This is a genomic window from Variovorax paradoxus NBRC 15149 (assembly GCF_001591365.1).
Taxonomy (GTDB): Bacteria; Pseudomonadota; Gammaproteobacteria; order Burkholderiales; family Burkholderiaceae_C; genus Variovorax; species Variovorax paradoxus.
The window spans coordinates 266,987-291,030 of record NZ_BCUT01000002.1; the positions used below are offsets into that span (position 1 = coordinate 266,987).

At 67.3% G+C, this 24,044-nt stretch carries 26 protein-coding genes; 21 read left to right on the forward strand and 5 right to left on the reverse strand.

What is annotated here, in order from left to right; all coding sequences use genetic code 11:
* Positions 1–53: 53 nt before the first annotated feature.
* The 5 genes from VPA02S_RS16090 to VPA02S_RS16110 all read left to right on the forward strand — a co-directional run bounded on the left by VPA02S_RS16090 (position 54) and on the right by VPA02S_RS16110 (position 5,078).
* Positions 54–977, forward strand: coding sequence for a LysR substrate-binding domain-containing protein (locus tag VPA02S_RS16090; protein ID WP_015865477.1), 924 nt, complete (start codon positions 54–56; stop codon positions 975–977).
* A 123-nt stretch (positions 978–1,100) separates the two neighbouring features.
* A complete protein-coding gene (locus tag VPA02S_RS16095) occupies positions 1,101–2,219 on the forward strand; it encodes an iron-containing alcohol dehydrogenase (RefSeq protein ID WP_062364773.1) in 1,119 nt (372 codons plus the stop codon).
* A gap of 145 nt (positions 2,220–2,364) precedes the next feature.
* A complete protein-coding gene (locus VPA02S_RS16100; protein ID WP_062364774.1) occupies positions 2,365–3,600 on the forward strand; it encodes a hypothetical protein in 1,236 nt (411 codons plus the stop codon).
* Between the two features lie 3 nt (positions 3,601–3,603).
* On the forward strand, positions 3,604–4,404 hold the full coding sequence (locus tag VPA02S_RS16105; RefSeq protein WP_062364775.1) for an Ig-like domain-containing protein: 801 nt from the start codon (positions 3,604–3,606) through the stop codon (positions 4,402–4,404).
* Between the two features lie 68 nt (positions 4,405–4,472).
* Positions 4,473–5,078, forward strand: coding sequence for an acyloxyacyl hydrolase (locus VPA02S_RS16110; protein WP_062364776.1), 606 nt, complete (start codon positions 4,473–4,475; stop codon positions 5,076–5,078).
* Here VPA02S_RS16110 and VPA02S_RS16115 read toward each other — a convergent pair.
* Entirely contained in the window at positions 5,075–5,887 is an 813-nt protein-coding gene (locus VPA02S_RS16115; RefSeq protein WP_062364777.1) for an AraC family transcriptional regulator, read from the reverse strand. The two genes, VPA02S_RS16110 and VPA02S_RS16115, sit on opposite strands and share 4 nt — an antisense overlap.
* Before the next feature lie 80 nt (positions 5,888–5,967).
* Here VPA02S_RS16115 and VPA02S_RS16120 point away from each other — a divergent pair, with 80 nt between their 5' ends.
* From VPA02S_RS16120 to VPA02S_RS16150, 8 genes are all read left to right on the forward strand, one after another.
* On the forward strand, positions 5,968–7,158 hold the full coding sequence (locus VPA02S_RS16120; RefSeq protein WP_062364778.1) for an MFS transporter: 1,191 nt from the start codon (positions 5,968–5,970) through the stop codon (positions 7,156–7,158).
* A gap of 273 nt (positions 7,159–7,431) precedes the next feature.
* On the forward strand, positions 7,432–8,049 hold the full coding sequence (locus VPA02S_RS16125; RefSeq protein ID WP_062364779.1) for a glutathione S-transferase family protein: 618 nt from the start codon (positions 7,432–7,434) through the stop codon (positions 8,047–8,049).
* Between the two features lie 13 nt (positions 8,050–8,062).
* Positions 8,063–8,422 carry a hypothetical protein gene (locus VPA02S_RS16130; protein WP_062364780.1) on the forward strand — a complete coding sequence of 120 codons (360 nt, stop codon included), beginning with the start codon at positions 8,063–8,065 and terminating at the stop codon, positions 8,420–8,422.
* 18 nt (positions 8,423–8,440) lie between these two features.
* Positions 8,441–9,634, forward strand: a complete 1,194-nt coding sequence (locus VPA02S_RS16135; protein ID WP_062364781.1) for a bifunctional alpha/beta hydrolase/OsmC family protein — start codon at positions 8,441–8,443, stop codon at positions 9,632–9,634.
* Between the two features lie 125 nt (positions 9,635–9,759).
* Positions 9,760–10,179 (forward strand): cupin domain-containing protein, encoded by a 420-nt coding sequence (locus VPA02S_RS16140; RefSeq protein WP_062364782.1) that lies wholly within the window; start codon positions 9,760–9,762, stop codon positions 10,177–10,179.
* A gap of 223 nt (positions 10,180–10,402) precedes the next feature.
* Positions 10,403–11,302 carry a glutathione S-transferase family protein gene (locus tag VPA02S_RS16145; RefSeq protein WP_062364783.1) on the forward strand — a complete coding sequence of 300 codons (900 nt, stop codon included), beginning with the start codon at positions 10,403–10,405 and terminating at the stop codon, positions 11,300–11,302.
* A 67-nt stretch (positions 11,303–11,369) separates the two neighbouring features.
* Entirely contained in the window at positions 11,370–11,627 is a 258-nt protein-coding gene (locus VPA02S_RS31400; protein ID WP_015865489.1) for a UBP-type zinc finger domain-containing protein, read from the forward strand.
* Positions 11,605–12,231 carry a peroxiredoxin-like family protein gene (locus VPA02S_RS16150; protein WP_015865490.1) on the forward strand — a complete coding sequence of 209 codons (627 nt, stop codon included), beginning with the start codon at positions 11,605–11,607 and terminating at the stop codon, positions 12,229–12,231. The genes VPA02S_RS31400 and VPA02S_RS16150 overlap by 23 nt, the downstream gene beginning before the upstream one ends.
* A gap of 74 nt (positions 12,232–12,305) precedes the next feature.
* Here the strand turns inward: VPA02S_RS16150 and VPA02S_RS16155 are convergent, their stop codons facing one another.
* Positions 12,306–12,602 carry a hypothetical protein gene (locus tag VPA02S_RS16155; RefSeq protein ID WP_062364784.1) on the reverse strand — a complete coding sequence of 99 codons (297 nt, stop codon included), beginning with the start codon at positions 12,600–12,602 and terminating at the stop codon, positions 12,306–12,308.
* A gap of 286 nt (positions 12,603–12,888) precedes the next feature.
* On the opposite strand from VPA02S_RS16155, the gene VPA02S_RS16160 reads away from it, so the two are divergent.
* The 5 genes from VPA02S_RS16160 to VPA02S_RS16180 all read left to right on the forward strand — a co-directional run bounded on the left by VPA02S_RS16160 (position 12,889) and on the right by VPA02S_RS16180 (position 16,956).
* Positions 12,889–13,368: a carboxymuconolactone decarboxylase family protein gene (locus tag VPA02S_RS16160; RefSeq protein WP_062364785.1), complete on the forward strand. Its 480-nt coding sequence runs from the start codon at positions 12,889–12,891 to the stop codon at positions 13,366–13,368.
* 63 nt (positions 13,369–13,431) lie between these two features.
* Positions 13,432–14,187, forward strand: a complete 756-nt coding sequence (locus tag VPA02S_RS16165) for an SDR family oxidoreductase (protein ID WP_018904426.1) — start codon at positions 13,432–13,434, stop codon at positions 14,185–14,187.
* Between the two features lie 81 nt (positions 14,188–14,268).
* On the forward strand, positions 14,269–14,850 hold the full coding sequence (locus tag VPA02S_RS16170) for a YceI family protein (RefSeq protein WP_015865494.1): 582 nt from the start codon (positions 14,269–14,271) through the stop codon (positions 14,848–14,850).
* A 38-nt stretch (positions 14,851–14,888) separates the two neighbouring features.
* Positions 14,889–15,434, forward strand: a complete 546-nt coding sequence (locus tag VPA02S_RS16175) for an Ohr family peroxiredoxin (RefSeq protein ID WP_062364786.1) — start codon at positions 14,889–14,891, stop codon at positions 15,432–15,434.
* A gap of 64 nt (positions 15,435–15,498) precedes the next feature.
* On the forward strand, positions 15,499–16,956 hold the full coding sequence (locus VPA02S_RS16180; protein ID WP_062364787.1) for a catalase: 1,458 nt from the start codon (positions 15,499–15,501) through the stop codon (positions 16,954–16,956).
* A gap of 12 nt (positions 16,957–16,968) precedes the next feature.
* Here VPA02S_RS16180 and VPA02S_RS16185 read toward each other — a convergent pair whose 3' ends face one another.
* Complete coding sequence (locus VPA02S_RS16185) at positions 16,969–17,856, reverse strand: LysR family transcriptional regulator (protein WP_018904431.1); 888 nt, start codon at positions 17,854–17,856, stop codon at positions 16,969–16,971.
* Between the two features lie 104 nt (positions 17,857–17,960).
* Here VPA02S_RS16185 and VPA02S_RS16190 point away from each other — a divergent pair, with 104 nt between their 5' ends.
* Complete coding sequence (locus tag VPA02S_RS16190) at positions 17,961–18,710, forward strand: SDR family NAD(P)-dependent oxidoreductase (RefSeq protein WP_015865498.1); 750 nt, start codon at positions 17,961–17,963, stop codon at positions 18,708–18,710.
* Here VPA02S_RS16190 and VPA02S_RS16195 read toward each other — a convergent pair.
* Together VPA02S_RS16195 and VPA02S_RS16200 are read right to left on the reverse strand one after the other, a co-directional pair.
* Positions 18,673–19,686 carry an acyltransferase family protein gene (locus VPA02S_RS16195; RefSeq protein WP_230537781.1) on the reverse strand — a complete coding sequence of 338 codons (1,014 nt, stop codon included), beginning with the start codon at positions 19,684–19,686 and terminating at the stop codon, positions 18,673–18,675. The genes VPA02S_RS16190 and VPA02S_RS16195 overlap by 38 nt on opposite strands.
* Positions 19,687–19,702: 16 nt before the next feature.
* The gene (locus tag VPA02S_RS16200; protein WP_062364788.1) at positions 19,703–21,580 is read right to left on the reverse strand and encodes a CocE/NonD family hydrolase; all 1,878 of its coding nucleotides are present in this window, start codon (positions 21,578–21,580) and stop codon (positions 19,703–19,705) included.
* Between the two features lie 308 nt (positions 21,581–21,888).
* Here VPA02S_RS16200 and VPA02S_RS16205 point away from each other — a divergent pair, with 308 nt between their 5' ends.
* Both VPA02S_RS16205 and VPA02S_RS16210 read left to right on the forward strand, forming a co-directional pair.
* The gene (locus tag VPA02S_RS16205) at positions 21,889–22,932 is read left to right on the forward strand and encodes an alpha/beta fold hydrolase (RefSeq protein WP_244883538.1); all 1,044 of its coding nucleotides are present in this window, start codon (positions 21,889–21,891) and stop codon (positions 22,930–22,932) included.
* A 63-nt stretch (positions 22,933–22,995) separates the two neighbouring features.
* Entirely contained in the window at positions 22,996–24,021 is a 1,026-nt protein-coding gene (locus VPA02S_RS16210; RefSeq protein ID WP_062364789.1) for an alpha/beta fold hydrolase, read from the forward strand.
* Positions 24,022–24,044 lie beyond the last annotated feature (23 nt).

Genomic DNA, 24,044 nt, shown 5'->3' on the forward strand with positions numbered 1-24,044 from the left:
GCGCTGTCGCTGCGTATGCCGGGCGGCCTCCCTGCTCTCTCACCAGGATTGCGATGCTGGACCTGAAGGATGTCTTCTATTTCGTCCAAGTCGTCGACCGCGGAGGCTTCACGGCCGCCGGGTCGGCGCTTCGCCTGCCGAAGTCGACGCTGAGCCATCGCGTCCAGGAGCTCGAGAGTTACCTGGGCGTGCGCCTGCTCAACCGAACGTCCCGCCAGTTCGGCATGACCGACATCGGCAAGGAGTTCTACCAGTATGCGGTCGCGATGCTGCACAGCTCCGACGTGGCCGAGGAGGCGGTGCGCCAGCGCCTGGCCGAACCCAGCGGCGTGATTCGGCTGACCACGGCCGTGGAGATTGCGCAGTTCGCGCTGCGCGAGATTCTTCCCGTCTTCCTGAACCGGTATCCCAAGGTGCGCATCGTCGAGATCGCGACCGACCGCTACGTGGACATGGTGGGCGAAGGCTTCGATCTGGCGATACGCGGGCACACGGGATCGCTCCAGAACTCCACGCTGGTGCAGCGCGCGCTGGCCGATGTTCCCTGGTACCTGTTCGCAAGCCCGGGGTACCTCGCGCAAAGCGGTGTGCCCGAGAGCCCCGCGGACCTTGGCCAGCACGCGAGCGTTGCGATGGTGCGCAATGGTCCGTTGCAGTGGCAGCTGAAAGGGCCGCACGGCGAAGAGCTCGCCATGCCCATCGACCCGCGCTTCCAGAGCAACAACATGGTCGCGCTGAAGGAGGCGGCCTGCGCCAGCCTGGGCATCGCTGCGCTTCCGGGCTACATCTGCAGGTCGGAGCTCCGGGACGGGACCCTGCAGCAACTGCTGCCCGACTGGTCGGCGGCCGATGCGCGCATCTCGGCGCTGATTCCGTTTCGCACCGGCCTGCTGCCCGCGGTGCGTTCGCTGGTCGATTTTCTCGCTGTGGAAATGCCGGTGGTCACGGCATTCGACCATCCCCGCAGCTTCGAGTGAAGCGTGCGCCGGGCGCAGCGGCGTCGTCCACGGACATGGACGCTGTGTCTGGCAAAGAGCGGCTTGTGAGCGGCGGGTGGAGGACCTATCTTGTCGGCCCTGACTTCCACAAGGCCGATCGAGATGAATCACTTGAATTGCTTGCCGCAAGACGGCATTTTCTGGGGCCAGCACATCCTGCAAGGCGCCGTGGCACGGCTCGGCGACCACGGCATCCATCGGCCGATGACGTTCACCGTCGAGCCGCTGACAAAGCTCTACCAGGATTGCGTGCGGCCCAACCTGAAGCAGTCGGTGGGCAGCTTCATGGAATTGCCGGCGCACGTGCCCGACGTGGCGGTGCAAGGCGGCCTGGACGCCTGCCTTCACGCAGGGGCCGAGTCGATCGTGGCGCTGGGGGGCGGATCGGTGCTCGACGCGGCCAAGGCGGTGTCGCACCTGCACCATGAGAAGACCGGGCGCTACCTGCCCATCGCGGCCTTGCCGACAACGCTGTCGGGCTCCGAGTTCTCCCACTACTTCGGCATCACCGAGACGGACGGTCCGGAGAAATTCAAGCGCAGCTACGCGGTGCGCGAGACGGTGCCCAAGGTGGTGGTGATCGACCCCGTGCTCGTGTCCGGCACGCCGCGCGCGCTGCTGCTGTCCTCCGCCATCAAGGGCATGGACCATGCGGTGGAGGGCATGCGCAAGGTGACGAAGGAGCACCCGCACGCGATCATGGCGGCCAGCGGCCTGGAGCGATTCCTGAAGGTGCTGCAGAAGTGGCCGCCCGCCATGGCGACGCGCGAGGCGCTGGACAAGGCGCTGGTGACGCCCGACGACCTGCTGCAGCTGCAGCTGGCGGCCTGGCAGTGCTACTTCTCGCCGGCCTCGGTCATCTACGGCCTCAGCCACCGCATCGGCCACATCCTGGGCGGCACCTTCGGCCTGCCGCACAGCGCGACCTCCTGCATCACCCTGGCGCCCGTCATCCGCGCCTGTGCAGATTTTTACGGCGACAAGCTCGAGATCTTCGGTGCACGCACGGCGCAGGCGGATGCCGCCACGCAGCTGGCCGACCGGATCGCGGGCGTGGTCAGCGCGCTCGGCCTGCCGGACCGCATCGGCGCCTTCGACCTCGACAAGGCAAAGCTGCCGGAGGTGGCCCGGCTGCTGAAGAAGAACTATCCCAACGAAGTGGCCGACCTGGGCAACAACGCGAGCCTCAAGCTCGACGCGCTGCTCGAGAGCCTCTGGTAAGCCCCTGCCGAGCCTTTGAAGAGCGCCTGGCCGAGAACGCATTGGTGCCTTGCAGACAACGCCGTGATCCCTCGCGCATGCCTACCGCCGAGGGCCGGCCGTTCCTAGGATCGATGGGGTCCATCCCACCCTTCAAGGAACCCCCATGCGTCTGCGCACCATCACCATCGCCCTGGCCTGCGGCCTCGGCGCTTCCCTCAACGCCGCCGCGGCGGATGTGAAGTCCATCTCGCGCCTTGCCGCGGGCCCCGGCAACGTATTGTTCGTTGCCGACTGGAAAGCCGCCCGCGTCCACGCGATCTCGCTGCCGGCGGCGCAGCAGCAGCCGGCGGGCACGGCGTTCAACATCCTCGACCTGGAGAGCCTGCTCTCGGCCCAGGTGGGCGGCGCCAAGGTCAGGGTCGAGGACATGGTCGTGCGGCCCGGCACCGCGCAGGTGTACGTGGCTGTGAGCTACGGCGCCGCGAAGACGCCGGCGCTCATCCTGGTCACCAGCGACAAGAAGGCGCGCCGCGTCGACCTGAAGGCGGCGGCCTCGACGTCGGTCGCGCTGCGCGACGCGCCCACCTCGGACTACAGCTTCTGGAAAGAGACGCCCGAGCGCAGCTTCACCGTCACCGACATGAAGTGGCGCGAAGGCGAACTCTTCGTGGCCGGCCTCTCCAACCAGGACTTCGCCTCGACGCTGCGCCGCGTGAAGTACCCCTTCGACGCGAAGCAGTCGATCACCTCGGTGGAGATTTACCACGCGGGCCACAACCTGATCGAGACCCGCGCCCCGATCCGTGCGATGAGCTTCGCGAGCTGGGGCGGCAAGAGCTACCTGGTGGCCGCCTACACCTGCACGCCGCTCGTGACGATCCCGCTGGACGACCTGAAGGACGGTGCGCATATCCGCGGCAAGACCGTCGCCGAACTCGGCTACGGCAACACGCCGGCCGACATGGTCTCCTACTCGCGCACCGAGCAGGGCAAGACCGAAGACTTCCTGCTGCTGGCCAATTTCGACCGCGTGTCCAACGTCATTCCCGTGTCGCAGCTGGAGGCCACGGGTTCGCGGCCCGGCATGGACAAGCAGGTGCCCTTCGGGCAGCTCGCGGGCGTCGAGGTGATGCAGGCGCCGCTGGCCGGCACGCTGCGGCTGGACAACCTGGACGACAAATCGTTCGTGGTCGTGCGCCGCCGGCTCGAGAAGGACGCGCTGCAGCTCGTGTCCATCGGCAAGGAACTGAGCTTCCGGCTGACCGACCATGTCTCGGAATACGCCTTCGCGGAGTACAGCTTCAAGGGCGACAACTTCCAGCTGCAGAACATCAAGCCGCGGCAGGACATGCTGCTGAAGGACGAAGGCTTCCCGGACCTGATCAAGGCGTCGGAGTAAGCCGTGCGTCTTTGCCGACTGTGCGGCGCCGCGGCGCTCGCCGTGGCGCTGGGCGCCTCGCACGCCGCGCCACCCACGCCATCCACCGCGGCTGCGCAAAGGGTGCGCGTCCAGCCGTCCGCCGGCCAGGTGCCGGCGAACCTGCTGCGCCTGTCCATCGAGTTCGCGGCGCGGATCGAAGGCCCGGTGCTGCCAAGGCTCGCGCTGCTGCGCCCCGACGGAAAGCCGCTCGTGCAACCGTTTCTCGAGCAGGAACTCTGGTCGCCCGACGGCCGGATCCTGACCGTGCTGATGCATCCAGGCCGCGTCAAGACGGGCCTGAACGCGCGTGAGGTCCTGGGGCCGATCCTGGTCGACGGGGACGATGTGAGCTTGACGCTGGACGGCCGTCCCATCCAGCACTGGCGCGTCGGGCCCGCGGACACGAGCGGTCCGGCGGTGTCGGCATGGCGCCTGTCGTCCGTGCGCGCCGCATCGAGGCAGGCGCTCGTCGTGACGCTGGATGGCGCCATCGATGGCCGGGACGCCGACTACATCGCAATCGCGGACCCGCAGGGCCGGCGCGTGAGTGGCCAAGCCCGGCTGAAAGACGGCGAGCGCACCTGGACGTTCACGCCGCATGCCCCATGGCGCGCAGGCGAATACCGGCTCATCGCGCGCGGCACCCTCGAAGACCCGGCGGGCAATCGCCTTGGCGGGCGCTTCGAAACGCCCGCAGATGCGCCGGCGGCTGCGCCTGTCGATGCCGCGCTTGCATTCACCGTGGGCCGGGCCTCGCCATCGGCCGGCATGCATCGCCCCTGAACCTCTGAGCCTTTCATGCATTCGACGCCGCCGCGAGGCCCTTGCCGCTCGATGCATCCGCAAATCAAATGTCCGATCGAACTTTCCGCCTCAACCTCCGGCTGCCGCAACTGCGCCGCAAGCGACATGGCGCGGCCCTGGTCCTTCTCGGCATCGGCGCCTGCATTTCGCAGGTGGCGCGCGCCGACACGCCGTTGCACCCACCCTCCTCTCTCTTCACCCAGTTCGGCTCGGCGCACGGGACCCGCACGCTGACCGCGGGGCTGACCTGGGACCTCCCCTACCGATGGCAGCTGGGCCCGGGCGAGCTCCGCAGCTATCTGGAAGCCTCCTACGCGTACTGGCAGATCCAGTCGACGGACCGGGCAGGGCTTTCGCACCTGTCGCAGTTCGCGTTGATTCCCGTGCTGCGCTATCGCCCCGCGGATGGCGCTTCGCCGTGGTTCTTCGAAACCGGGGTGGGGGTGACCGCCACCTCGTCGGTCTACAGGACCCGGCAGAAGAGCTTTTCGACGAGCTTCAACTTCAGCACCCACCTGGCGGTCGGCCGCAGCTTCGGCGCGCAACGGCAGCACGAGATCGCGTTGCGCCTCGAGCATTTCTCGAACGCCGGCATCAAGCACCCGAACCCCGGCGAGAACTTCATTCAGCTGCGGTACGCGCGCAGGTTCTAGCGGCGCCGCGCAAGATAGCGCGCGGGCGGCTGGCCCATGGCCTTCCTGAACATGGCGATGAAGGCGCTCACCGAGTCGTAGCCCAGGCCATGGGCCACCTGCTGCACCGAAAGGCCCGACGTGAGCCACTGCAGCGCCACGATCAGCCGCAGGCGCTGGCTCCAGCGGCCGAAGGACATGCCCGTTTCAAGCTGCACGAGGCGGGTCAGGGTCCGCTCGCTCATGGCCAGGCGCGAGGCCCACTGCGCTGCGGTGGTGCGGTCCGCCGGGTCGCGCATGAGCGCATCGATCAGGCGGCGCAGGCGCGGCTCCTCCGACACCGGCAGGTGCATGGCTTCGGTCGGCATGCGCGCCAGCTGGTCCAGCAGCACGGCATGCAGCCGCAGCGCCTGCGGCTCGCGCTGCGCGCCCTCGGGCAAGGCGGCCAGGTAAAGAATGAGCTCGCGCAGCAAGGGGCTGACGCTCAACGAGCAGCAGGTCTTCGGCATGGCCGCGGCGGCATCTTCCACGAACAGAAAGCAGACATTCCCCTCCGCCGAAACGCGCAGGCTGTGGGGCACGCCCCCGGGGATCCACAAGCCACCGTGCAGCGGTGCCATCCACAGCGCACCCGGCACTTCGCAGGCCACGGTGCCGCGCAACACCATCGCCAGCTGCCCCTGCGGATGCTGGTGCGCCGGCAATCCCTCCGCGAGCGCCTCGGTGCGAATCCGCACGGCGGCAACGCGCGCCTCCATCTTGTCGAATTCGAAGGTCCAGGCGCCTTGGCGATGCGTGCTCAGGCGTTCATCTTGACCGGATTTGCGCATATTCAGTCGGCCTGCAGGCATTCGAATCCGCGCATCGACACTAGATTCATCGGTGGCATTGCGCATTACTTCGGACCTCCATGCATTCCTCACAAACGGCAGATTCCTCACCCCGCGCCGCGCTCCTCATCGCCGGCATCCTGCTCATCGCAGCCAGCCTCAGGGCACCGATCACCACGCTCGGGCCCCTGCTCGAACCCGTGCGCGAAAGCTTTGCGCTCAACGCCTCGCAAGCCGGCCTGCTGACCACCCTGCCGCTGCTCGCGTTCGCCCTGGTGTCGCCGCTGGCGGCGCCACTGGCGCACCGGTTCGGCCTGGAGCGCGTGCTCTTCGCGTCGCTGGCCCTGCTGGTCGCCGGCATCGGCGTGCGCTCGGCCGGCACGGTGTCGGCACTTTTCGCGGGCACCTGCGTGATCGGGGGGGCGATTGCCGTCGCCAACGTGCTGCTGCCCAGCTTGCTCAAAAGGGACTTTCCTCGCCATGTGGCGAAGCTCACGGCCTGCTATGCACTGGCAATGATCGCCGCCGCCGGCATCGCATCGGCCGTGGCCGTGCCGCTGGACCATGCGCTGGGTGCCGGGTGGCCCGCCTCGCTGGGCACCGTGGCCGTGCTGCCGCTCGTCGCTGCGTTGCTGTGGTTGCCGCAACTGCGCTTTCGCACGGTGTCGGCGCCCGGCCTTGCCACGGGTGCGCGGGGGCCGTCGGTGTGGAAGGCCTCGCTGGCCTGGCAGGTGGCGGGGTACCTGGGCCTCACCTGCTTCATCTACTTCGCGGCGATTGCCTGGCTGCCTTCGATCCTCCAGGAGGTCGGCTTCTCGAGCGCCCGCGCCGGCACGCTGCATGGGTGGATGCAGCTGGCGGGGGCCGTGCCTGCGCTGCTGCTGATGCCGCTGCTGCACCGGATGCCCGACCAGCGCTGGATCGCCTTCGCGTCGCCCGCACTCAGTGCCTGCGGCCTGGCGGGCCTGCTGGCCCTGCCCGCCTTGACGCCGCTGTGGATCTTCGCCTTCGGCATGGGCATGGGATCGGCATTGATCCTGAGCCTGGCCTTCGTCGGACTGCGCGCGGGCAGCCAGCAGCTCGCCGCGTCGCTCTCGGGCATGTCGCAATGCATCGGCTACCTGCTGGCGGCTGTCGGCCCGACCTTGGTCGGCTTCCTGCACGAAGCCGCGGGCAACTGGACGATGCCGCTCGCGGCCTGCCTGGTGCTGTGCCTGGCGATGTGCGTGCTGGGGCTGTCGGTGGGCCGGGCCGTGCACATCGGCCAGTGAATGGCGCAGGAGGCCGGCGTCGCCGTCGGACTCGCCGTGTTCGGTCGATGGCATGCGTGCTCCAGGTGTCGGGTTCACCGGGGATCGTAGGAGCGCCCTGCCGGCGGCGCCAGGTGCCGGGGCGTGACCGCGGTGTTGCCCTGCGCGCACCAATGCATCGGCGCGCCGCCCCGCGATTGGTGCGCCCGCGGCAACACGGTGCGCCCCGGCGCATGCCTACCGCTGCTGCGCACGCCTGCCTAGCATCGTCGCATCGATCTAACGGAATCTCTCATGAAGCTCTATCACATGCCCGGCGCCTGCTCCCTCGCCGACCTGATCGTTCTCCAGTGGATCGGCGCCGACCACGAGCCGGTTCGCATGAGCCTGGACAGCATCAAGTCGCCCGACTACCTTGCCATCAATCCGGGCGGCACGGTGCCGCTGCTGGCGCACGGCGATCTCTCGCTCACCGAGAACGTCGCCATCCTCGGCTACCTGGCCGACCTGTACCCCGAGGCGCGCCTGCTGGGCGACGGCTCGCCGCGAGCGCGCGCCGAGGTCATGCGCTGGCTGGGCTTTCTCAACTCGGACGTGCACAAGGCGTTCAAGCCGATCTTCACGCCGCAGCGCTTCCTCAAAGACGCGGCGATGGCGCCCCTCCTTGCGGACAACGCGCGCGGCCATGTGCGCGAATACCTCGCGCGGCTGGACGGCCAGCTCGAGGGGCGCGACTGGCTGACTGGCGAACGGTCCATCGCGGACCCGTACCTGTTCGTGCTCTCGCGCTGGTCGGCGGCCAAGAAGGTCGACATGCAGGGCCTGGACAACCTCGCGCGCTTCGCCCGGATGATGGACGCCGACGCCGGCGTGCAAGCCGCGCTGGACGCCGAGCGCAGCATGCCGCAGTAAGCCGGGGTACGCCATGAGACTCTCGCTGGCCTCTTCCCTCGAAGCCACCCCACCGGGCTGCGCCACGTCGAGCGCACTTGCCCGCTGGTACGCAGAACAGCCCGCCGTGCGGCGCCTGTGGGCGATCCGCGCGGCGGACGAGCCCATGCTGCGCGTCATCGTGCTGCTGGAACCCTCGCCAGACGGCGACGAGATCAGCCCCGCCTGGATGGCCCATGGCAGCCGGTGGGCGCGCGACCTGCGCGAGCGGCTGGCGGACGCCGTGCAACTGGAACGCATCGACGGGCCGCTGCCCGAAGAGTTCGAGATCGACGGCGAAGGCGCCGTGCTCTCGGCGCTGTGCTGGCGCGACTCGACCGCGCTCGAAGCCTGAGCGCCAGGAACACGCTCCGTGCCTACCCGCCCCTTCGAATTCCTCAACCGGAACGGACACCGCCTGTCGGGCAGCCTCGAAATGCCGGAGGGCATCCCGCGGGGTTGGGCGCTGTTCGCGCACTGCTTCACCTGCGGCAAGAACAACCTCGCGGCCGTGCGCATCGCGCGGACGCTGGCCAGCGTGGGGATCGGGGTGCTGCGCTTCGACTTCACCGGGCTGGGCGGCAGCGAGGGGAATTTCGCCGACGCGAGCTTCTCGCTGAACGTGCAGGACCTGGTGTCGGCCGCCAGCGCCATGGAGGCCGCCGGCATGCCGCCCCGCCTGCTCATCGGCCACAGCCTCGGCGGCTCCGCCATGCTCGCTGCGGCGGACCGCATTGCGGGCGCGCACGCCATCGCGACCATTGCCGCGCCGTTCGATGTGGCGCAGGTGCTGCACCTGCTGGACCCCGCGGGTCTTGCGCGCCTCCAGACCGAGGGACAGGCGCTGGTCCAGGTGATCGGACGGCCGATGGCGGTCGGCAAGGCCTTCGTGGACGACCTGCGCACGCATGACCCGGGGGCGCGCATCGCGGCCCTGCACCGGCCGCTGCTGCTGCTCCATGCGCCGCAGGACCACACGGTCGACATCGAGAACGCCACGCGCATCTTTCTGGCAGCGAGGCATCCCAAGAGCTTCGTCTCGCTCGACGATGCGGACCACCTGCTGTCGAAGCGCGAGGACGCCGAGCAGGTCGCGCGCCTCATCGCAACCTGGGCGGACCGCTACCTGCCCGAACCGCCCGCCGGCCGCCCGGTTGCGGCGGACGCTGAGGCAGAAGAAACGGGCCTCGGAAAATTCCAGCTCGCGCTGCGCTCGGGCGGCTCGCGCTGGCTCGCGGACGAACCCGAGACGGTGGGCGGGCTCGGTTCGGGCCCGACGCCCTACAACCTGCTGTCGTCCGCGCTCGCCGCCTGCACGACCATGACGCTGCGCCACTACGCCGACAGCAAGGGCTGGCCGGTCACGCGCATCCGCACCGCGGTCAACCACTGCAAGGACAAGGCAATCTCCCCGCCCGACGTCTTCAGCCGGCGGGTGTCGATCGACGGCGCCATCACCGAGGCGCAACGCACACAGCTGCTCGACATGGCGCAGCGATGCCCCGTTCACCGCACCCTCGAAGGCGGAGCGCGCTTCGAGCCCGTGGAAGGCGAGCCACCGGCCTGAACGCGGGCTGCACAGCCAAGGCGCGATTGGTGCCTTGCGGACAACACCGTGATCCATCGCACAGGCCTACCGCGCCGTGCCACCCGATCCTACGATTCATCCATCGCATCAAAGAAGGCAAGACCATGATCAAGATTGCAAGAAGCATCGGACTGACACTGCTGTTCGCCGCGGGCGCAGCAACGGCCCAGAACGCCGCTTCGCACGGCACGCCCAAGGACGCCAAGGTGACGCCGCTGATGACCCAGGAGATGAAGGACATCCCCGGCAAGGAAGTGCTGATGATCACGGTGGACTATCCGCCGGGCGCCGTCGATCCGGTGCATCGCCACGACGCCCACAGCTACGTCTACGTGCTCGAAGGCTCGATCGTGATGGGCGTGAAGGGCGGCACGGAAGTGACGCTGAAGGCCGGCGACACCTTCTACGAAGGCCCCGACGACATCCACACCGTCGGCCGCAACGCGAGCAAGACCAAGCCTGCGAAGTTCGTCGTCATGCTCGTGAAGAACAAGGGTGCCGAGTTCTTCATTCCAGTGAAATAACCCACCGGTTGCATTCCACCCGCCGCAACGAAGATGACGGGTGTCAGATCGCCGAGGCGGCTGTAATGAGGCGTGCACTTTCCACCCGTTCGTGCACGGGACAGACTCACGTCGGCGCGGTGTCCCCGCGTAAATCCGACCAGCAACACAGCGACGCGGCGGGTGGAAGGCATCCCTTGCTTCCTGCAACAGGGGGCCGGCACAAGTACACAGGACCTCTGCCATGAAACTCTTCTACATGCCCGGAGCCAGCGCACTGGCCGACCACATCGTGCTCGAGTGGTCCGGCCAGCCCTACGAGGCGGTGCGCATGGACCGCCGCAGCATCAAGATGCCGGAGTACCTGGCGCTCAACCCGGCCGGCGTGGTGCCGCTGCTCGTGCACGGCGACTTCACGCTGAGCGAGAACGTCGCCATCCTCGGCTACCTCGCGGACCTGCATCCGCAGCTGCAGCTGGCGGGCGACGGTTCGCCGCGCGCGCGGGCGGAGGTCATGCGCTGGCTCGGCTTCCTGAACTCCGATGTGCACAAGGCGTTCAGGCCGATCTTCTTTCCCGAGCGCTATCTGCCGGACGACGGCCTGGCGGCGCAGCTGGCCGCCACGGCGCGCGGCCACGTGCGCGAGTACCTTGGGCGGCTCGACGCGCAGCTCGAAGGCCGCGAATGGCTCACGGGCCGGCGCTCCATTGCCGACGCGTACCACTTCGTGATGCTGCGCTGGGCCATCGGCACGAAGGTCGGGCTGCACGGCTTCGAAAACCTGACGGCCTTCGTTCGCCGGATGCATGCCGACGAGGGCGTGCATGCGGCCCTCGTGATGGAGGAAGGCCTGGCGCCACGCACCGAGCGCGCGCACAGCGCGCCCGATCAATTGATGCGCCTGAACGAACGGATCCGCGACAACCTGGCCACCACGCTGAACGCCGAAGTGGTCGGGCTGGTGGAGTACAGCGAAGGCGACGGCGCCGAGCTCGAAGTGCGCCGGGGCCTCGTGGAGATCGAGGTCTCGCGGATGGACACGGTCTTCAGCTGGCAGGACGAAAACTACCGCGGCCAGGCGGCCATTCCCTTCCAGAATTTCTCGCGCTATGTCAGCAATGGCGCGATCCGGCTCGATCTGTAGATACACAACCTGCAAACGCCATGAAAAATTCCGCCCCCCTCACCCCCTTGCATGCAAAGGTGTGCGCATGACCGCCGGCTGCCCCCACCTGGAGCAGGTCCGCCCGGTCACGCCAACCACCACAGGTTGCGAGGAATGCCTGCGTTCCGGCGGCCGCTGGGTCCACCTGCGCATGTGCCTCAGTTGCGGCCACGTCGGATGTTGCGACTCCTCGCAGGGAAAGCACGCGACCGGCCACTTCCACGAAACCGGCCATGCGGTCATTCAGTCCGCGGAGCCCGGCGAATCCTGGAGATGGTGCTATGTCGACCACAAGCTCGTCTGACAGCGCCGCCGATGCGGTGTTCGACGCCACGGGCATCGCCGCCCGTGCCAAGCGCGCCGGCGACCTTGCGCCCGACGCGACCCTGCCGGACGGTGCCGGCCGCCTGGTCCGACTGTCGGACGAATGGCGCAAGGGCCCGCTCGTGCTGGTGTTCTACCGCGGCGGCTGGTGCGGCTACTGCAGCCTCCAGCTGCGGGCCTGGCACCAGCGGGCGGACGACCTGGCGCGGCTCGGCGCCACGCTCCTGGCGATCTCGCCGCAGACGCCCGACCATTCGATGCGTACGGCCGAGGACAACCAGTTCACGTTCACCGTGCTCAGCGATTCCAACCTCGAAGCCGCCAGCGGCTTCGAGCTGGCCTTCACGCTCCCGCCCGAGCTCGTCAGCTTCTACGGCTCGGTGGGCACCGACATTCCCGTCCTGAACGGCAACGGCCTGTGGGTGTTGCCGGTTCCGGCGACCTATGTGATCGATGAGGATGGCCGCATCCGTTTCGCCCACATCGAGGAGGACATCCGGAAGCGCGCAGAGCCGGCCGATGTGCTGCGCGCAATCGAAGACATGGTCCGCGGCCGCGCCCTTGCGGCAGCCAGTGCCCCCTGAAGGTCCCATGCGACGAAGCCCGCCAGTGAGTGACTGGCGGGCTTCCTGCGATGGGCCTCAGGCGATTCGCAGCTTCACTCGGGCGTGCCGCCGGGAACGGGCTTGCGGCGATTCGGCTTGCGCGTATCGCGCGTCTGGTGGCGCTTCTCGCCGGCAATGGCGGCCGTGTCGGTTCCGATTGCGCCGCCTTCGGCGGTCTTGACCGTGTCGCCCGAGGCCACGGCGGCCCTGCCTGGCGCCTTGGCCGCCACCCTGGCCTGGGCCCGCACCTGGGGCTTGCTGTCGGTGACGGCCTGGTTCTCCGCCGATTGCGCGAAGACGCTCGCCGCGGCCAGGAAGGCGGCCGTCATGACGGTGATGTGCTTGATCATTTGATGGACTTTCCGAAAGTGAATGGAGGACGCCGCATTGCCGCAAGCGTCCAAAAAATTCTAGGACGCAGCCGCGCCGGATTTCGCCTTCGGCTGGTGCCATTTCGGAAACATGCCGAGTCCCTGGCCGGATTGTTGCGCGTTGGGCAACACCGTGAAGCCCCGCACATGGCTACCGGCGGCACCTTCTCCAACCTACGCTACCTCCTGTCTGCGCGGTCTTCGCAAGACGGATGACTCAGCCGTTCCGAGTCCAGGCATCCGCCACCCATTCCAGGAGTTAGTCGTGACCCAACGTGTCAACTATGTCGAGCAATCGCCCGAACTCTTCAAGAAGTTCGTCGAGTTCCTCAACGCGATCAAGGAAGGCGCCATCGAAGAGCCGATCCGCAACCTGGTGTCGATCCGCACCTCGCAACTCAACGGCTGCGCGTTCTGCCTGGACATGCACGTCAAGCAGGCCAGGATCCAGGGCGAGCGCGAGCTGCGCCTGTACCACCTGGCCGCATGGCGCGAATCGACGCTGTTCATTCCGCGCGAACGTGCGGCGCTGGCCTGGACCGAGGTGCTGACCAGGCTGCCCGAGCAAGGCGTGCCCGACGACATCTACGAGCGCGTGCGCACGCAGCTGTCGGAGAAGGAAATCTCCGACCTCACTTTCCTCATCATGTCCACCAACGCATGGAGCCGCCTGAACATCGGCTTCAAGAGCGTGCCCGGCGCCTCGGACAAGGTCTTCGGCCTGGACAAGGCAAAGCTCGCCTGATCCGCGCCGCCGGGAACCACCTTCGCCAACCAACCAGCCCCTTGCGGGCCAAAGGAAATCACCATGAAGATCGTCGTCATCGGCGGCTCGGGCCTCATCGGCTCCAAGGTCGTCAGCAAGCTGCGCGAAGCCGGCCATGAGGTCGTTGCCGCATCGCCCGCATCGGGCGTCAACACCATCACCGGCGAAGGCCTGGCCGAGGCCCTCAAGGGCGCGCAGGTGGTGCTGGACGTGGCCAACTCGCCTTCGTTCGAGGACAAGGCCGTGCTCGAATTCTTCGAGACCTCGGGGCGCAACCTCCTGGCCGCGGAAGCCGTGGCCGGCGTGAAGCACCACGTCGCGCTGTCGGTGGTCGGCACCGACCGCCTCTCCGAAAGCGGCTACTTCCGCGGCAAGATCGCGCAGGAAAAGCTGATCCGCGAATCGAAGATTCCCTACACCATCGTCCATTCGACGCAGTTCTTCGAATTCCTCGGCGGCATTGCGCAGTCGGGCACCGACGGCGACACCGTGCGCCTCTCGCCGGCCTTCGTGCAGCCGATCGCATCGGACGACGTCGCAACTGCCGTGGCCGACTACACCCTGGGCAAGCCGGTGAATGGCGTGGTCGAGATTGCCGGCCCCGAGCGCGTTCGCCTGTCCGACCTGGTGCAGCGCTTTCTCGCCAAGACCAGCGATCCGCGCAAGGTCGTCCAGGACGTGCACGCGCGCTACTTCGGTGCGGAGCTGAAGGACGAAACGCTAGTGCCGGGCCCCAACCCGCGCATCGGCGCGCTCGGCTTCGAAGCCTGGTTCGCGCTGCCCAAGCCGGCACGCTGACACAAAGACCACCTTCGGCCACATCGGGATGCGGCCGGGGGTTCCTGCCCCACGGCCCTCCTCTCCCATCCTGATGACGCCATGCCCGACAGCTCCGTACTCTCCACACTCGCCTCGACGAACCTGGCCGACATCAGCCGCGGACGCTACGTCGTCGATCCCGCACATTCGCAGGTGCTGTTCAGGGTGTCGCACTTCGGCATCTCGACCTATTTCGGCGAATTCACGGGCCCTTGCGGCACGCTCGACATTCCGCTGTCGGCACACGGCAGCGACACGCGGCTCGCGGTGTCCGTGCCCGTCGCCAACGTGAGGACCACGAGCCCCATCCTGGATGGCGAACTCAAAAGCCGAGACTGGCTGGACGCCGAGCGGTTTCCGTTGGTCTCCTTCGACTTTGCCGCGCCGCTTTCCCTGGCTGCGAATTCATTCCAGGTGGCCGGCGCCCTCGCCCTGCACGGCGTGACGCGCAACGCCACATTCGACGTGAGCTTCGTCGGCGCCGGCATGAATCCGGCAAAGCAGGTCTACACGGTCGGCTTCGACATCCGGGGCCGCATCCGCCGCAGCGACTACGGCGTGACCGCCGCGCTCCCGATGATCGGCGACGAGCTGGGTCTCATCATCAGTGCGGCTTTCGAACTCGAAGCCCCTGCCGCCTGAGCGTGCTCTTGCGCAACACCATTGAACAGAAGCCCGGAATGCCCACGCCGAGAGATACAACCCCAGTTTCTGCAGCACAAGCCGCGCAATCCAGCCCGCTGCAACCGCCTCCCGTCACGCTGCTCGACAGGTACAAGGGGCAGGAATTCGAGCCGATCTATTCGACCGTCGTCACGGTGAGCGGCGGCGAAGCGGAGCACGGACGGGCCTCGGGCGTGGCGCGCTCCGACGACGGCAACCTGAACCTGGAGCTTCGGCTTCCGGCCGCGCTGGGAGGCGGCGGTGGCGGCACCAACCCGGAGCAGCTGTTCGCGGCGGCCTATGCCGCATGCTTCCATGGGGCGTTGAACCTGCTGGCCGCGAAGAAGAAGATTCCGGTTCATGACGCCACCGTGGAGGCGTCCGTCGTTTTCGGGCGCGACCCCGTCGACGGACTCTTCGTGCTCACCGCCGATGTGCGGATCCATTTGCCCGACGTCGAGAAATGCGTGGCCGAAGAACTGGTGCGCAGCACGGAAAGATTTTGTCCCTATGCGAAGATGGCCCGCAACGGCATCACGAGCATCGTTGCAGTCGCCGCCTAGGAACTCACAGACCGGCGCCGCGCTCCATCGGCGCTCCCCTTCCCTGCGTTGAGAAAGCCCCTCCATGAGCGATTCATCCGACACCCCGCGCAAAACCTCCCTGACCACCGCCTTCGGCGCCCCCGTGCCCGACAACCAGAACAGCCTCACGGCCGGCGCGCGCGGCCCGCTGCTGATGCAGGACGTGTGGCTGCTCGAAAAGCTCGCCAACTTCAACCGCGAGGTCATCCCGGAGCGCCGCATGCACGCCAAGGGCTCCGGCGCCTTCGGCAGCTTCACCGTCACGCACGACATCACGCAGTACACCCGCGCCAAGCTCTTCAGCGCCGTGGGCAAGAAGACCGAGATGTTCGCGCGCTTCACCACGGTGGCCGGCGAGCGCGGCGCGGCCGATGCCGAACGCGACATCCGCGGCTTCGCGCTCAAGTTCTATACGGAAGAAGGCAACTGGGACCTGGTGGGCAACAACACGCCCGTGTTCTTCCTGCGCGACCCGCGCAAGTTTCCGGACCTGAACAAGGCCGTCAAGCGCGACCCCCGCACCAACCTGCGCAGCGCCACCAACAACTGGGACTTCTGGACGCTGCTGCCCGAGGCGCTGCACCAGGTCACCATCGTGATGAGCGACCGCGGCATCCCGGCCAGCTACCGCCACATGCACGGCTTCGGCTCGCACACCTACAGCTTCGTCAATGCGCAGGACGAGCGCTTCTGGGTCAAGTTCCACTTCCGGACGCAGCAGGGCATCAAGAACCTCACCGATGCCGAGGCCGCGGCCCTGGTCGGCGGCGACCGCGAGAGCCACCAGCGCGACCTGTTCGAAGCCATCGAGGGCGGCGACTTCCCCAGGTGGACGCTCTCCGTGCAGGTGATGCCCGAAGCCGATGCAGAGAAGGTGCCCTACCACCCCTTCGACCTGACCAAGGTCTGGCCCAAGAAGGACTACCCGCTGATCGAGGTGGGCGTGATGGAGCTGAACCGCAATCCCGCGAACTTCTTCGCCGACGTGGAGCAGAGCGCGTTCGCGCCCAGCAACCTGGTGCCCGGCATCGGCGTGTCGCCCGACAAGATGCTGCAGGCGCGCCTCTTCGCCTATTCGGATGCGCAGCGCTACCGCCTGGGCGTGAACCACCACCAGATCCCGGTGAACGCCGCGCGCTGCCCGGTGCACAGCAACCACCGCGACGGCGCGATCCGGGTGGACGGCAACTACGGCGCCGCGCCGCACTACGAGCCCAACAGCTTCGGCCAGTGGCAGGAGCAGCCCGGCTACCGCGAGCCGCCGCTCAAGCTGCGCGGCGATGCGGACTTCTGGAATTTCCGCGAGGACGATGCCGACTACTACAAGCAGCCCGGCGACCTGTTCCGCCTGATGACGCCGGCGCAGCAGCAGGTGCTGTTCGACAACACGGCGCGCGCCATGGGCGATGCGCCCGGGTTCATCAAGCGCCGCCACATCGGCAACTGCGCCAAGGCCGATGCGGCCTATGGGGCGGGCGTGGCAAGGGCGCTGGGTCTCTAAGGCGCCCCTGCCTCAGGACAACCCTTCGAGTTCCGCCGCAAGGAACTCGATGAAAAGCCGCGCACGCGCCGGCGCCTGGCGCCCGAAGGCATGCAGGGCCGAGACGGTCACGAGCGGCAACGGCTGCGACGGCAGCACGGGCACCAGCCGGCCGGCGTCGATGTCGTCCTGCACGAACAGGCGCAGGATCTGCACGATGCCCAGGTCGCCAAGTGCCGCGATGCGCAGCGCGACGCTGTTGTCCGTGTCGAATACGCCGGCCGGGTTCAACACGCTGCCATCGGCAAAGCGGATCGGAAACGCCTTGCCGCCCAGCATGTAGCGCACGTGCGCGTGGCTGTGCAGGGCCTCGATCGAATCGGGCGTGCCGCGGCGCGCCAGATACACGGGCGACGCCACCAGCACGAGCGGCAGGTCGGCAAGGCGCCGCGCCGTGAGGTCGGAGTCGGCCACCTGCCCCGCGCGAATGGCGATGTCGTAGCCCTCGCGGATCAGGTCGACATGGCGGTCGGCAAGGCTCATCTCGAGCTTCAGCTCCGGGTGCCTGGGCAGGAACCTGCCGATCACCGGCTCCAGCAGGATGCGCCCGAGGTCTCCGGGCGCCGTGATGCGCAGCACGCCCTGCGCAATGCCGGCGGGCCGCATCGCGTCGCCGGCCTGGTCGAGCGCGCGCAGCAGCGGCGCGATGCGCTCGTAGTACGCAGCGCCCTCCTGCGTGAGCGACAGCATCCGCGTGGAGCGCTGGAAGAGCCGCACGCCGAAGCGCTGCTCCAGCCGCGCCACACTCTTGGAGACCGCCGAGGGCGACGTCCCCAGCGTCCGCGCGGCCGCACTGAACGAGCCGGCCTCCACGGCGCTGGCAAAGGCCACCAATCCGGGCGCCTGGTCGAGAACATTCATTGAAGACTCCGGGGCACAAGTGTTTTCATTCTTGCCCACTACTGAAGTGCAGGTGAACAACCTAGATTGAAGGCTACTCTCTTCGTTGAACAAGGAAAAGCATCATGCAAAAGCTCTCTGGCAAAGTGGCGGTGATCACCGGAGGCAACAGCGGCATCGGCCTGGCGTGCGCCCAGGCTTTCGCGGCGGAAGGCGCCCGCGTCGTCGTCGTAGGACGCCGCCAGGACGCCGTGGACACGGCATTGGCGCGCATCGGTCCGGACGCGATGGGCTTCGTCGGCGACGTGGCCGACCTTGCAATGCACGACCGCCTGCTCGCCGCGGTGAAGGCACGGTTCGGCGCCATCGACATCTATGTGGCGAATGCGGGAACGGCGATTCTCGAGCCGTCCTCTGCCGTGACCGTGGACAACTACGACGCGCAGTTCGCCACCAATACACGCGCGGTGTTCTTCGGCGTGACCAAGGCACTGCCGTTCATGCGCGACGGCGGCTCGATCATCCTCACGAGCTCGATCGCCGGCAGCAAGGTGATGGACAACCACGCGGTCTACGCCGGCAGCAAGGCCGCCATCGAGGCCTTTGCACGCAACTGGGCACTCGAGCTCAAGGACCGCCGCATCCGGGTCAACGTGCTGAGCCCCGGCCCGGTCGACACGCCGATCCTCGCAAAGCTGGGCATCACGGAATCCGCACGGCCTGATTTCGACCAGCGCATGGCGGCAGCGATCCCGTTGGGTCGCCTGGGCCAGCCGAATGACCTGGCGCAAGCGGCGCTGTTCCTGGCGAGCGACGACAGCGTGTTCGTCACGGGCGTCAACCTGAAGGTCGACGGTGGCATGGCGCTGGCCTGAAGGGCCATGCCTTCTGGCGCCATCTCTTCAGAGGCGTGTCCACCAGATGCAGGCAGATCGCCGCCATCGTGAACGAGAACGCAAGGGTCGCGCTCAGCGTGATCCACAACGGCTGCGTACTGCGCAGCAGCAAAGCCAAGGGGAAGTGCCAGAGATAGATGCCATAGGACAGCCTGCCGATGTAGGCCATGGGCCGCGACGCGAGGAATGCCGCTCGCCCATGTTCTGCGGCAAAGCAGATCAGCACGAAGGCCGACAACTCCGCCGATGTGATGCGCAGCGTGACCGCCTGGACCTGGTCGCTCGTCGGCAGCGAAGGCAGGGCGATCAGGACCAGCAGCGCCATGCAAGCCATGGCGAGCGCGTGCTTCGACACCTTGAAATGGGCCAGTGCCGCAATGGCCCCGAGCAGGATGCCGCTCATTCGCGTGTCGAAACGGAAATACGCCTGCTGCCAGGTCCAGTTCATGGCCACGAAATACCGCCATGCAGTCACTGCCAAAAATGCCGACACCAGCCATCCGACCGGACGCCGCGTTCGCAGAAAGAGCGGCAGCACGAGAGGCCACAGCAGGTAGAACTTTTCTTCCACGCCGAGGGACCATGTGTGGCCGATGGTGTAGGCCAGCTCCCGGAAGGCCAGCGCATAGTCGTAGACGTAGAGTGCGGCGAGCACGGCGGACAGCCAGCGATCGTCCGCCGGCCAGAGGATGGGGGCCAGCCCCACGTAGACCGCAACCATGAGCAGCAGCGTCGGATACAAGCGCAACGCCCGGCGCGCATAGAAGCGGCCGATCTCGATGCCGCCATGACGGTATTCCGCCGTCAGCAGCGAAGTGATGAGATAGCCGGAAAGAACGAAAAAAACGTCCAGCCCGATAAAGCCGCCGCGCGCACCGGGGACTTCGCAGTGAAACAGCACGACCGCGAGGATGGACAGCGCGCGAACGCCGTCGAGCGCCGGGTTGTAGGGCATGGACATCTGTCCGTGCTCAGCGAATGGCCAGCGGGTCCGGCCGGCACGGCTGCAGGATCGTCTCGCCGCACGCCGGATAGCCTGCAGGTCCCTTCACGTCCTTCAGCACGCCGAGCCGCACCACGGAGTCGTACCTGGCGTTGTGCAGCACATGGACGCGCTGCTTCTGCGTGAAGGTGTCGAACACCAGGCCACCGGTCTGTGCGGGCGTGTCGATCCAGATCCGCAGCCGCGAGCCGGCGCGAAAGTAGTGGCCCATCTTGTGGATCTCGACGCGGGCGAGGACCGGCCGGCCCGGCAGCAGCGGCATCGGCTGCTCCGGCCGTTCGAGCCGAACGGGCAACAGCGGGGTCGAGCGCGCCGTGTCCAGGGCGCGGTTCGACAAGCGCAGCCAGCCGCGCTGGACATAGATCTCCTGCCCGTCCGGCCGGAGTTCCGTGACGGTGACCTGCAGGTCGGCGTCGCCGGCGCCGGCCGTGACCCAGAGGTCGGCGCTGCCCGGTCCGTAGACCATCATGTCCTCATCCAATGGCGGCGATGTGTAGGCCACGCCCGTGGTCTTCCAGTCGCCAGGCAGCGGGCCCCAGAAGCTCCTTCCCGCAATGTCGTTGACGGCCACACCGGCGCCCGGGTAGTCGAAGCTATCGGCAGCGCCGGAGCCAGGGGCATCGGCGAGGGTCTGGCCCGCACCCAGGTGGAACGCCTTGACGGCCAGGTCATCGCTGCGGATCGAGCCTCTTTGCACCACCCAGCGGGCCCTGGCGGAAACGCGCCGCTCCAGTGCGTTGCCGCCTGCTTCGGAGCTTTCCATCCATACGGTGGTGCGTGGTGTGTCACGCTCGAATCCGTTGTTCTCTCCCTTGACGAAGCGGTCGAGAAAACGCACGGCCATCGCCTGGAAATCCGCGGCCAGGTACATGTCGTGCCGGCCGTTGGTCTGCACCGACCACAGCCTGGCGGGATCGAGCCGGGACTGGTAGTAGCCGCTGCGCGGCGTGATGGCCTGGTCCTGGAACGCTTCGAGCGACAGCACGGGAACCTGCACGCGGTCGGCATGCGGCGCCAGGTCGAAGCTCTTCATGCGCTCGTCCCGCAAGGGATGCGACAGGAACAGGTGCATCACGGAGTTCGTGTCTTCGGCCGCGAGGTTCTTCGGGATCTGCGCCAGGCAGGCGGCATCGCCCTCTTCCCTTGCCGTCTGCGCGACCACCTTCTCCCAGTAGGCGCGCATGGAGCCGCGCAGCGGCGTGATGAAGCCGGGCGCCGGCACGCCGCCGGGCATCAAGGCGTCGCGGAAGTCCGTCAACACCATGCCGGGCACGATGGCCCGAAGGTGCGGCGGCCGGTGCTGCGCCGTCGCCAGTTGGGAAGAACCACCGTACGACCAGTTGACCATGCCGACCTTGGCGTTGGACCACGCTTGCGACGCCGCGAACTCGACGGCCTCGGCGCCGTGTCTTCCGAGCTGTGGCCGCGTGTACTCCAGCGGGCCTGCGGAGCATCCGCTGCCCGCGGCGTTGACGCCCATCACCGCATAGCCGGCGTCGACAAGCCGCCTGTCGAGTTCGATGGACATCGATGTCTTGTACTGGAGATAGGGCGTTCCTCCGATCGAGCCGGCGTCGTACCCGTTGATGCTCAAGATGACGGGGAACCTGCCCGATGCCTTCGGCAGGAGCACGCTGTAGCGCAGCCTGATTCCGTCGGATGTCTTGAAGTAACCGGTGAGGCGCTTCGCCCAGAATGGTGCGGCCGGTCCCCGCTCGGGGAAATCGAAAGGCGGCGACAACGGCAGGCCCGTGTCGGGATCCAGCGGGGCATCCTGCCCATGTGCCGCGAGCGACGTGACGAACGCCGTGGCGAGTGTGATGGCGGCGGCGATGAGCTTCTTCATGGTTCTTGTACTCGAGGGCTTGCTGGATCGGCGGCGGGAGGCGATGTTAGGGCATCGCTGCGCTGTCGGCAGTCCTGCGCACGACAAACCTTGGCGCTGGAAAGTACATACCGGCCAAGGCTGTCTTGCGGTCGCGACCAGCGGCTCGGATCACGCCATCGAACCGATTGATGTCCGTCGCTCAACACGGTGCAGCCCCGCACGTGGCTAGTAGCCCTCCCTGCTCAAACCTACGATCGAAGCGGCTATCAAGATCCTCACACACGCACGGAAAGATTCAGATGACGGATTCAGTAACCCCGACCCGCATGGACGACCGCATGGACTTCGTGCGGCGCGGACTGCTGCGCGGCGCGGTGGCGGGTGCGGGCATCGCTGGACTGGGCCTGGCGCTGGGCGGCAGCGTGGCATTCGCGAAGGGCATCGGATTCCCCGCCCTCGCACTGGGCCGCTTGAAGAACGTCGATGCCGGCGTCCTGAACATCGCCTACTGCGAAGCAGGCCCGGCAGACGGCCCCGCGGTGGTGCTGCTTCACGGTTTCCCGTATGACATCGAGGCGTACGCGGAGGTCGCCCCCCTCCTCGCGTCCGCGGGTTGCCGCGTGATCGTTCCCTATCTGCGCGGCTTCGGCCCCACGCGCTTCCTGAATGCAGGCACGCTGCGTTCGGGCGAATTCGCGGCATTCGGCGCGGACCTGCTGGCGCTGCTCGATGCATTGGCGTTGCCGCGTGCGGTGCTGGCGGGATACGACTGGGGCGGCAAGGCGGCCAGCGCCGTGGCCGCCCTCTGGCCCGAGCGCTGCGCGGGCTTGGTGTCGGGCAACGGCTATGCCTTCACGGAACCGTCCGCGGCATTGGTTCCGGCGCTGCCCGAAAGCGAGATTCCGCTCTGGTGGCAGTTCTACTTCCAGACCGAGAGAGGGCGCGCCGGCTACACAAAGTACCGCCGCGAGATGAACCGGTTCTTCTGGAAGCAGTGGTCCCCGACCTGGCGCTTCGACGACGCGACCTTTGCGCGCACCGCCGGATCGTTCGACAACCCCGACCACGTCGATGTCTCCATCCATTCGTTCCGCCACCGATTCGGCGCAGTCAAGGGAGACCCCGCCTATGCCGAGATCGATCGCAGGCTTGCATCGCTGCCCGCGATACCGGTGCGGACGGTGACACTGGACGGCTCCGACGACAGCGCCCATGGCCCGACCGACGGTTCGGCCCAGGCGGCGAAGTTCACCGGGCCACGCACACACCGCGTGATACCGGGGGCGGGACACAACCTGCCGCAAGAGGCGCCAGGGGCGTTTGCGGACGCGGTGCTCGAACTGGTGCGCGCGGACCGCCGCACGCGTTGAGCTTGCGCAACACCGCACTCCCGATCCAGGGGAGAACCCTTCTTCACCCACCAGGATTTCCCGATGTCCGATCCAAACAAATTGCCCCGCCGCTCATTTCTGGAGAAAGCGGCCATCGGTGTCGTTACCTCCCAGTTCGCGGCAGGCGTTCCAGCTTTCGCACAGACGCGCGCCGCGTCGAGGCCGCTCAAGCGCCTCGAGCCACTCAAGAGCATCGAGGCCGGCGTGCTGAACATCGGCTATGCGGAACTGGGGCCTGCGAACGGCGCACCGATCCTGCTTTTGCATGGCTGGCCCTACGACATCCATACCTATGCCGAGGTTGCGCCGATCCTGGCCTCGCAGGGGTACAGAGTCATCGTCCCGTATGTGCGCGGCTATGGCACGACGCAATTCATTTCCAGCGAGACGCCTCGCAACGGTCAACAGGCGGTGCTGGCCGTTGACATCATTGCGTTGATGGATGCGCTGAAGATCCAGCAGGCCACTGTCGGCGGCTGCGATTGGGGCGCTCGGACGGCCTGCATCCTCGCAGCCTTGTGGCCGGAGCGCGTCAAGGCCCTTGTCTCCGTCAGCGGTTATCTGATCGGCAACAGGGAGTCGGGCAAGGCTCCTTTGCCACCGAAAGCCGAACTGCAGTGGTGGTACCAGTACTACTTCGCCACCGAGCGCGGCCGTGCCGGCTACGAGAAGAACCGGCACGACTTCTCGAAACTGATCTGGCAGATCGCTTCTCCCAGATGGGCCTTCGACGATGCCACCTTCGACCGCAGCGCTGCTGCCCTGGAGAACCCGGACCATGTCGCCGTCGTGATCCACAACTACCGCTGGCGGCTCGGCCTGGCCGAAGGCGAATCGAAGTACGACGACCTGGAGAACCGGCTCGCCAAGGCCCCGGTCATCACCGTCCCCACGATCACTTTCGAAGGCGATGCCAACGGTGCACCGCATCCTGAGGCGAGCGCCTACGCCGGGAAGTTCTCGGGCAGGTACGAACATCGCGTGGTCAGCGGCGGGATCGGGCACAACCTGCCCCAGGAGGCGCCCCAGGCTTTCGCCGCCGCCGTGGCGGAACTCGCCCGCCTCTGAAAGTGCCTCTGGGCCTCAACTCT

Excerpts from the sequence above, each read along its gene's own strand:
- VPA02S_RS16090 (WP_015865477.1), top strand. The coding sequence starts at position 54 with ATGCTGGACCTGAAGGATGTCTTCTATTTCGTCCAAGTCGTCGACCGC.
- VPA02S_RS16095 (WP_062364773.1), top strand. The coding sequence starts at position 1,101 with ATGAATCACTTGAATTGCTTGCCGCAAGACGGCATTTTCTGGGGCCAG.
- VPA02S_RS16100 (WP_062364774.1), top strand. The coding sequence starts at position 2,365 with ATGCGTCTGCGCACCATCACCATCGCCCTGGCCTGCGGCCTCGGCGCT.
- VPA02S_RS16110 (WP_062364776.1), top strand. The coding sequence starts at position 4,473 with ATGTCCGATCGAACTTTCCGCCTCAACCTCCGGCTGCCGCAACTGCGC.
- VPA02S_RS16115 (WP_062364777.1), bottom strand. The coding sequence starts at position 5,887 with ATGCGCAAATCCGGTCAAGATGAACGCCTGAGCACGCATCGCCAAGGC.
- VPA02S_RS16120 (WP_062364778.1), top strand. The coding sequence starts at position 5,968 with ATGCATTCCTCACAAACGGCAGATTCCTCACCCCGCGCCGCGCTCCTC.
- VPA02S_RS16125 (WP_062364779.1), top strand. The coding sequence starts at position 7,432 with ATGAAGCTCTATCACATGCCCGGCGCCTGCTCCCTCGCCGACCTGATC.
- VPA02S_RS16130 (WP_062364780.1), top strand. The coding sequence starts at position 8,063 with ATGAGACTCTCGCTGGCCTCTTCCCTCGAAGCCACCCCACCGGGCTGC.
- VPA02S_RS16140 (WP_062364782.1), top strand. The coding sequence starts at position 9,760 with ATGATCAAGATTGCAAGAAGCATCGGACTGACACTGCTGTTCGCCGCG.
- VPA02S_RS16145 (WP_062364783.1), top strand. The coding sequence starts at position 10,403 with ATGAAACTCTTCTACATGCCCGGAGCCAGCGCACTGGCCGACCACATC.
- VPA02S_RS31400 (WP_015865489.1), top strand. The coding sequence starts at position 11,370 with ATGACCGCCGGCTGCCCCCACCTGGAGCAGGTCCGCCCGGTCACGCCA.
- VPA02S_RS16150 (WP_015865490.1), top strand. The coding sequence starts at position 11,605 with ATGTCGACCACAAGCTCGTCTGACAGCGCCGCCGATGCGGTGTTCGAC.
- VPA02S_RS16155 (WP_062364784.1), bottom strand. The coding sequence starts at position 12,602 with ATGATCAAGCACATCACCGTCATGACGGCCGCCTTCCTGGCCGCGGCG.
- VPA02S_RS16165 (WP_018904426.1), top strand. The coding sequence starts at position 13,432 with ATGAAGATCGTCGTCATCGGCGGCTCGGGCCTCATCGGCTCCAAGGTC.
- VPA02S_RS16170 (WP_015865494.1), top strand. The coding sequence starts at position 14,269 with ATGCCCGACAGCTCCGTACTCTCCACACTCGCCTCGACGAACCTGGCC.
- VPA02S_RS16175 (WP_062364786.1), top strand. The coding sequence starts at position 14,889 with ATGCCCACGCCGAGAGATACAACCCCAGTTTCTGCAGCACAAGCCGCG.
- VPA02S_RS16180 (WP_062364787.1), top strand. The coding sequence starts at position 15,499 with ATGAGCGATTCATCCGACACCCCGCGCAAAACCTCCCTGACCACCGCC.
- VPA02S_RS16185 (WP_018904431.1), bottom strand. The coding sequence starts at position 17,856 with ATGAATGTTCTCGACCAGGCGCCCGGATTGGTGGCCTTTGCCAGCGCC.
- VPA02S_RS16190 (WP_015865498.1), top strand. The coding sequence starts at position 17,961 with ATGCAAAAGCTCTCTGGCAAAGTGGCGGTGATCACCGGAGGCAACAGC.
- VPA02S_RS16195 (WP_230537781.1), bottom strand. The coding sequence starts at position 19,686 with ATGCCCTACAACCCGGCGCTCGACGGCGTTCGCGCGCTGTCCATCCTC.
- VPA02S_RS16200 (WP_062364788.1), bottom strand. The coding sequence starts at position 21,580 with ATGAAGAAGCTCATCGCCGCCGCCATCACACTCGCCACGGCGTTCGTC.
- VPA02S_RS16205 (WP_244883538.1), top strand. The coding sequence starts at position 21,889 with ATGGACGACCGCATGGACTTCGTGCGGCGCGGACTGCTGCGCGGCGCG.
- VPA02S_RS16210 (WP_062364789.1), top strand. The coding sequence starts at position 22,996 with ATGTCCGATCCAAACAAATTGCCCCGCCGCTCATTTCTGGAGAAAGCG.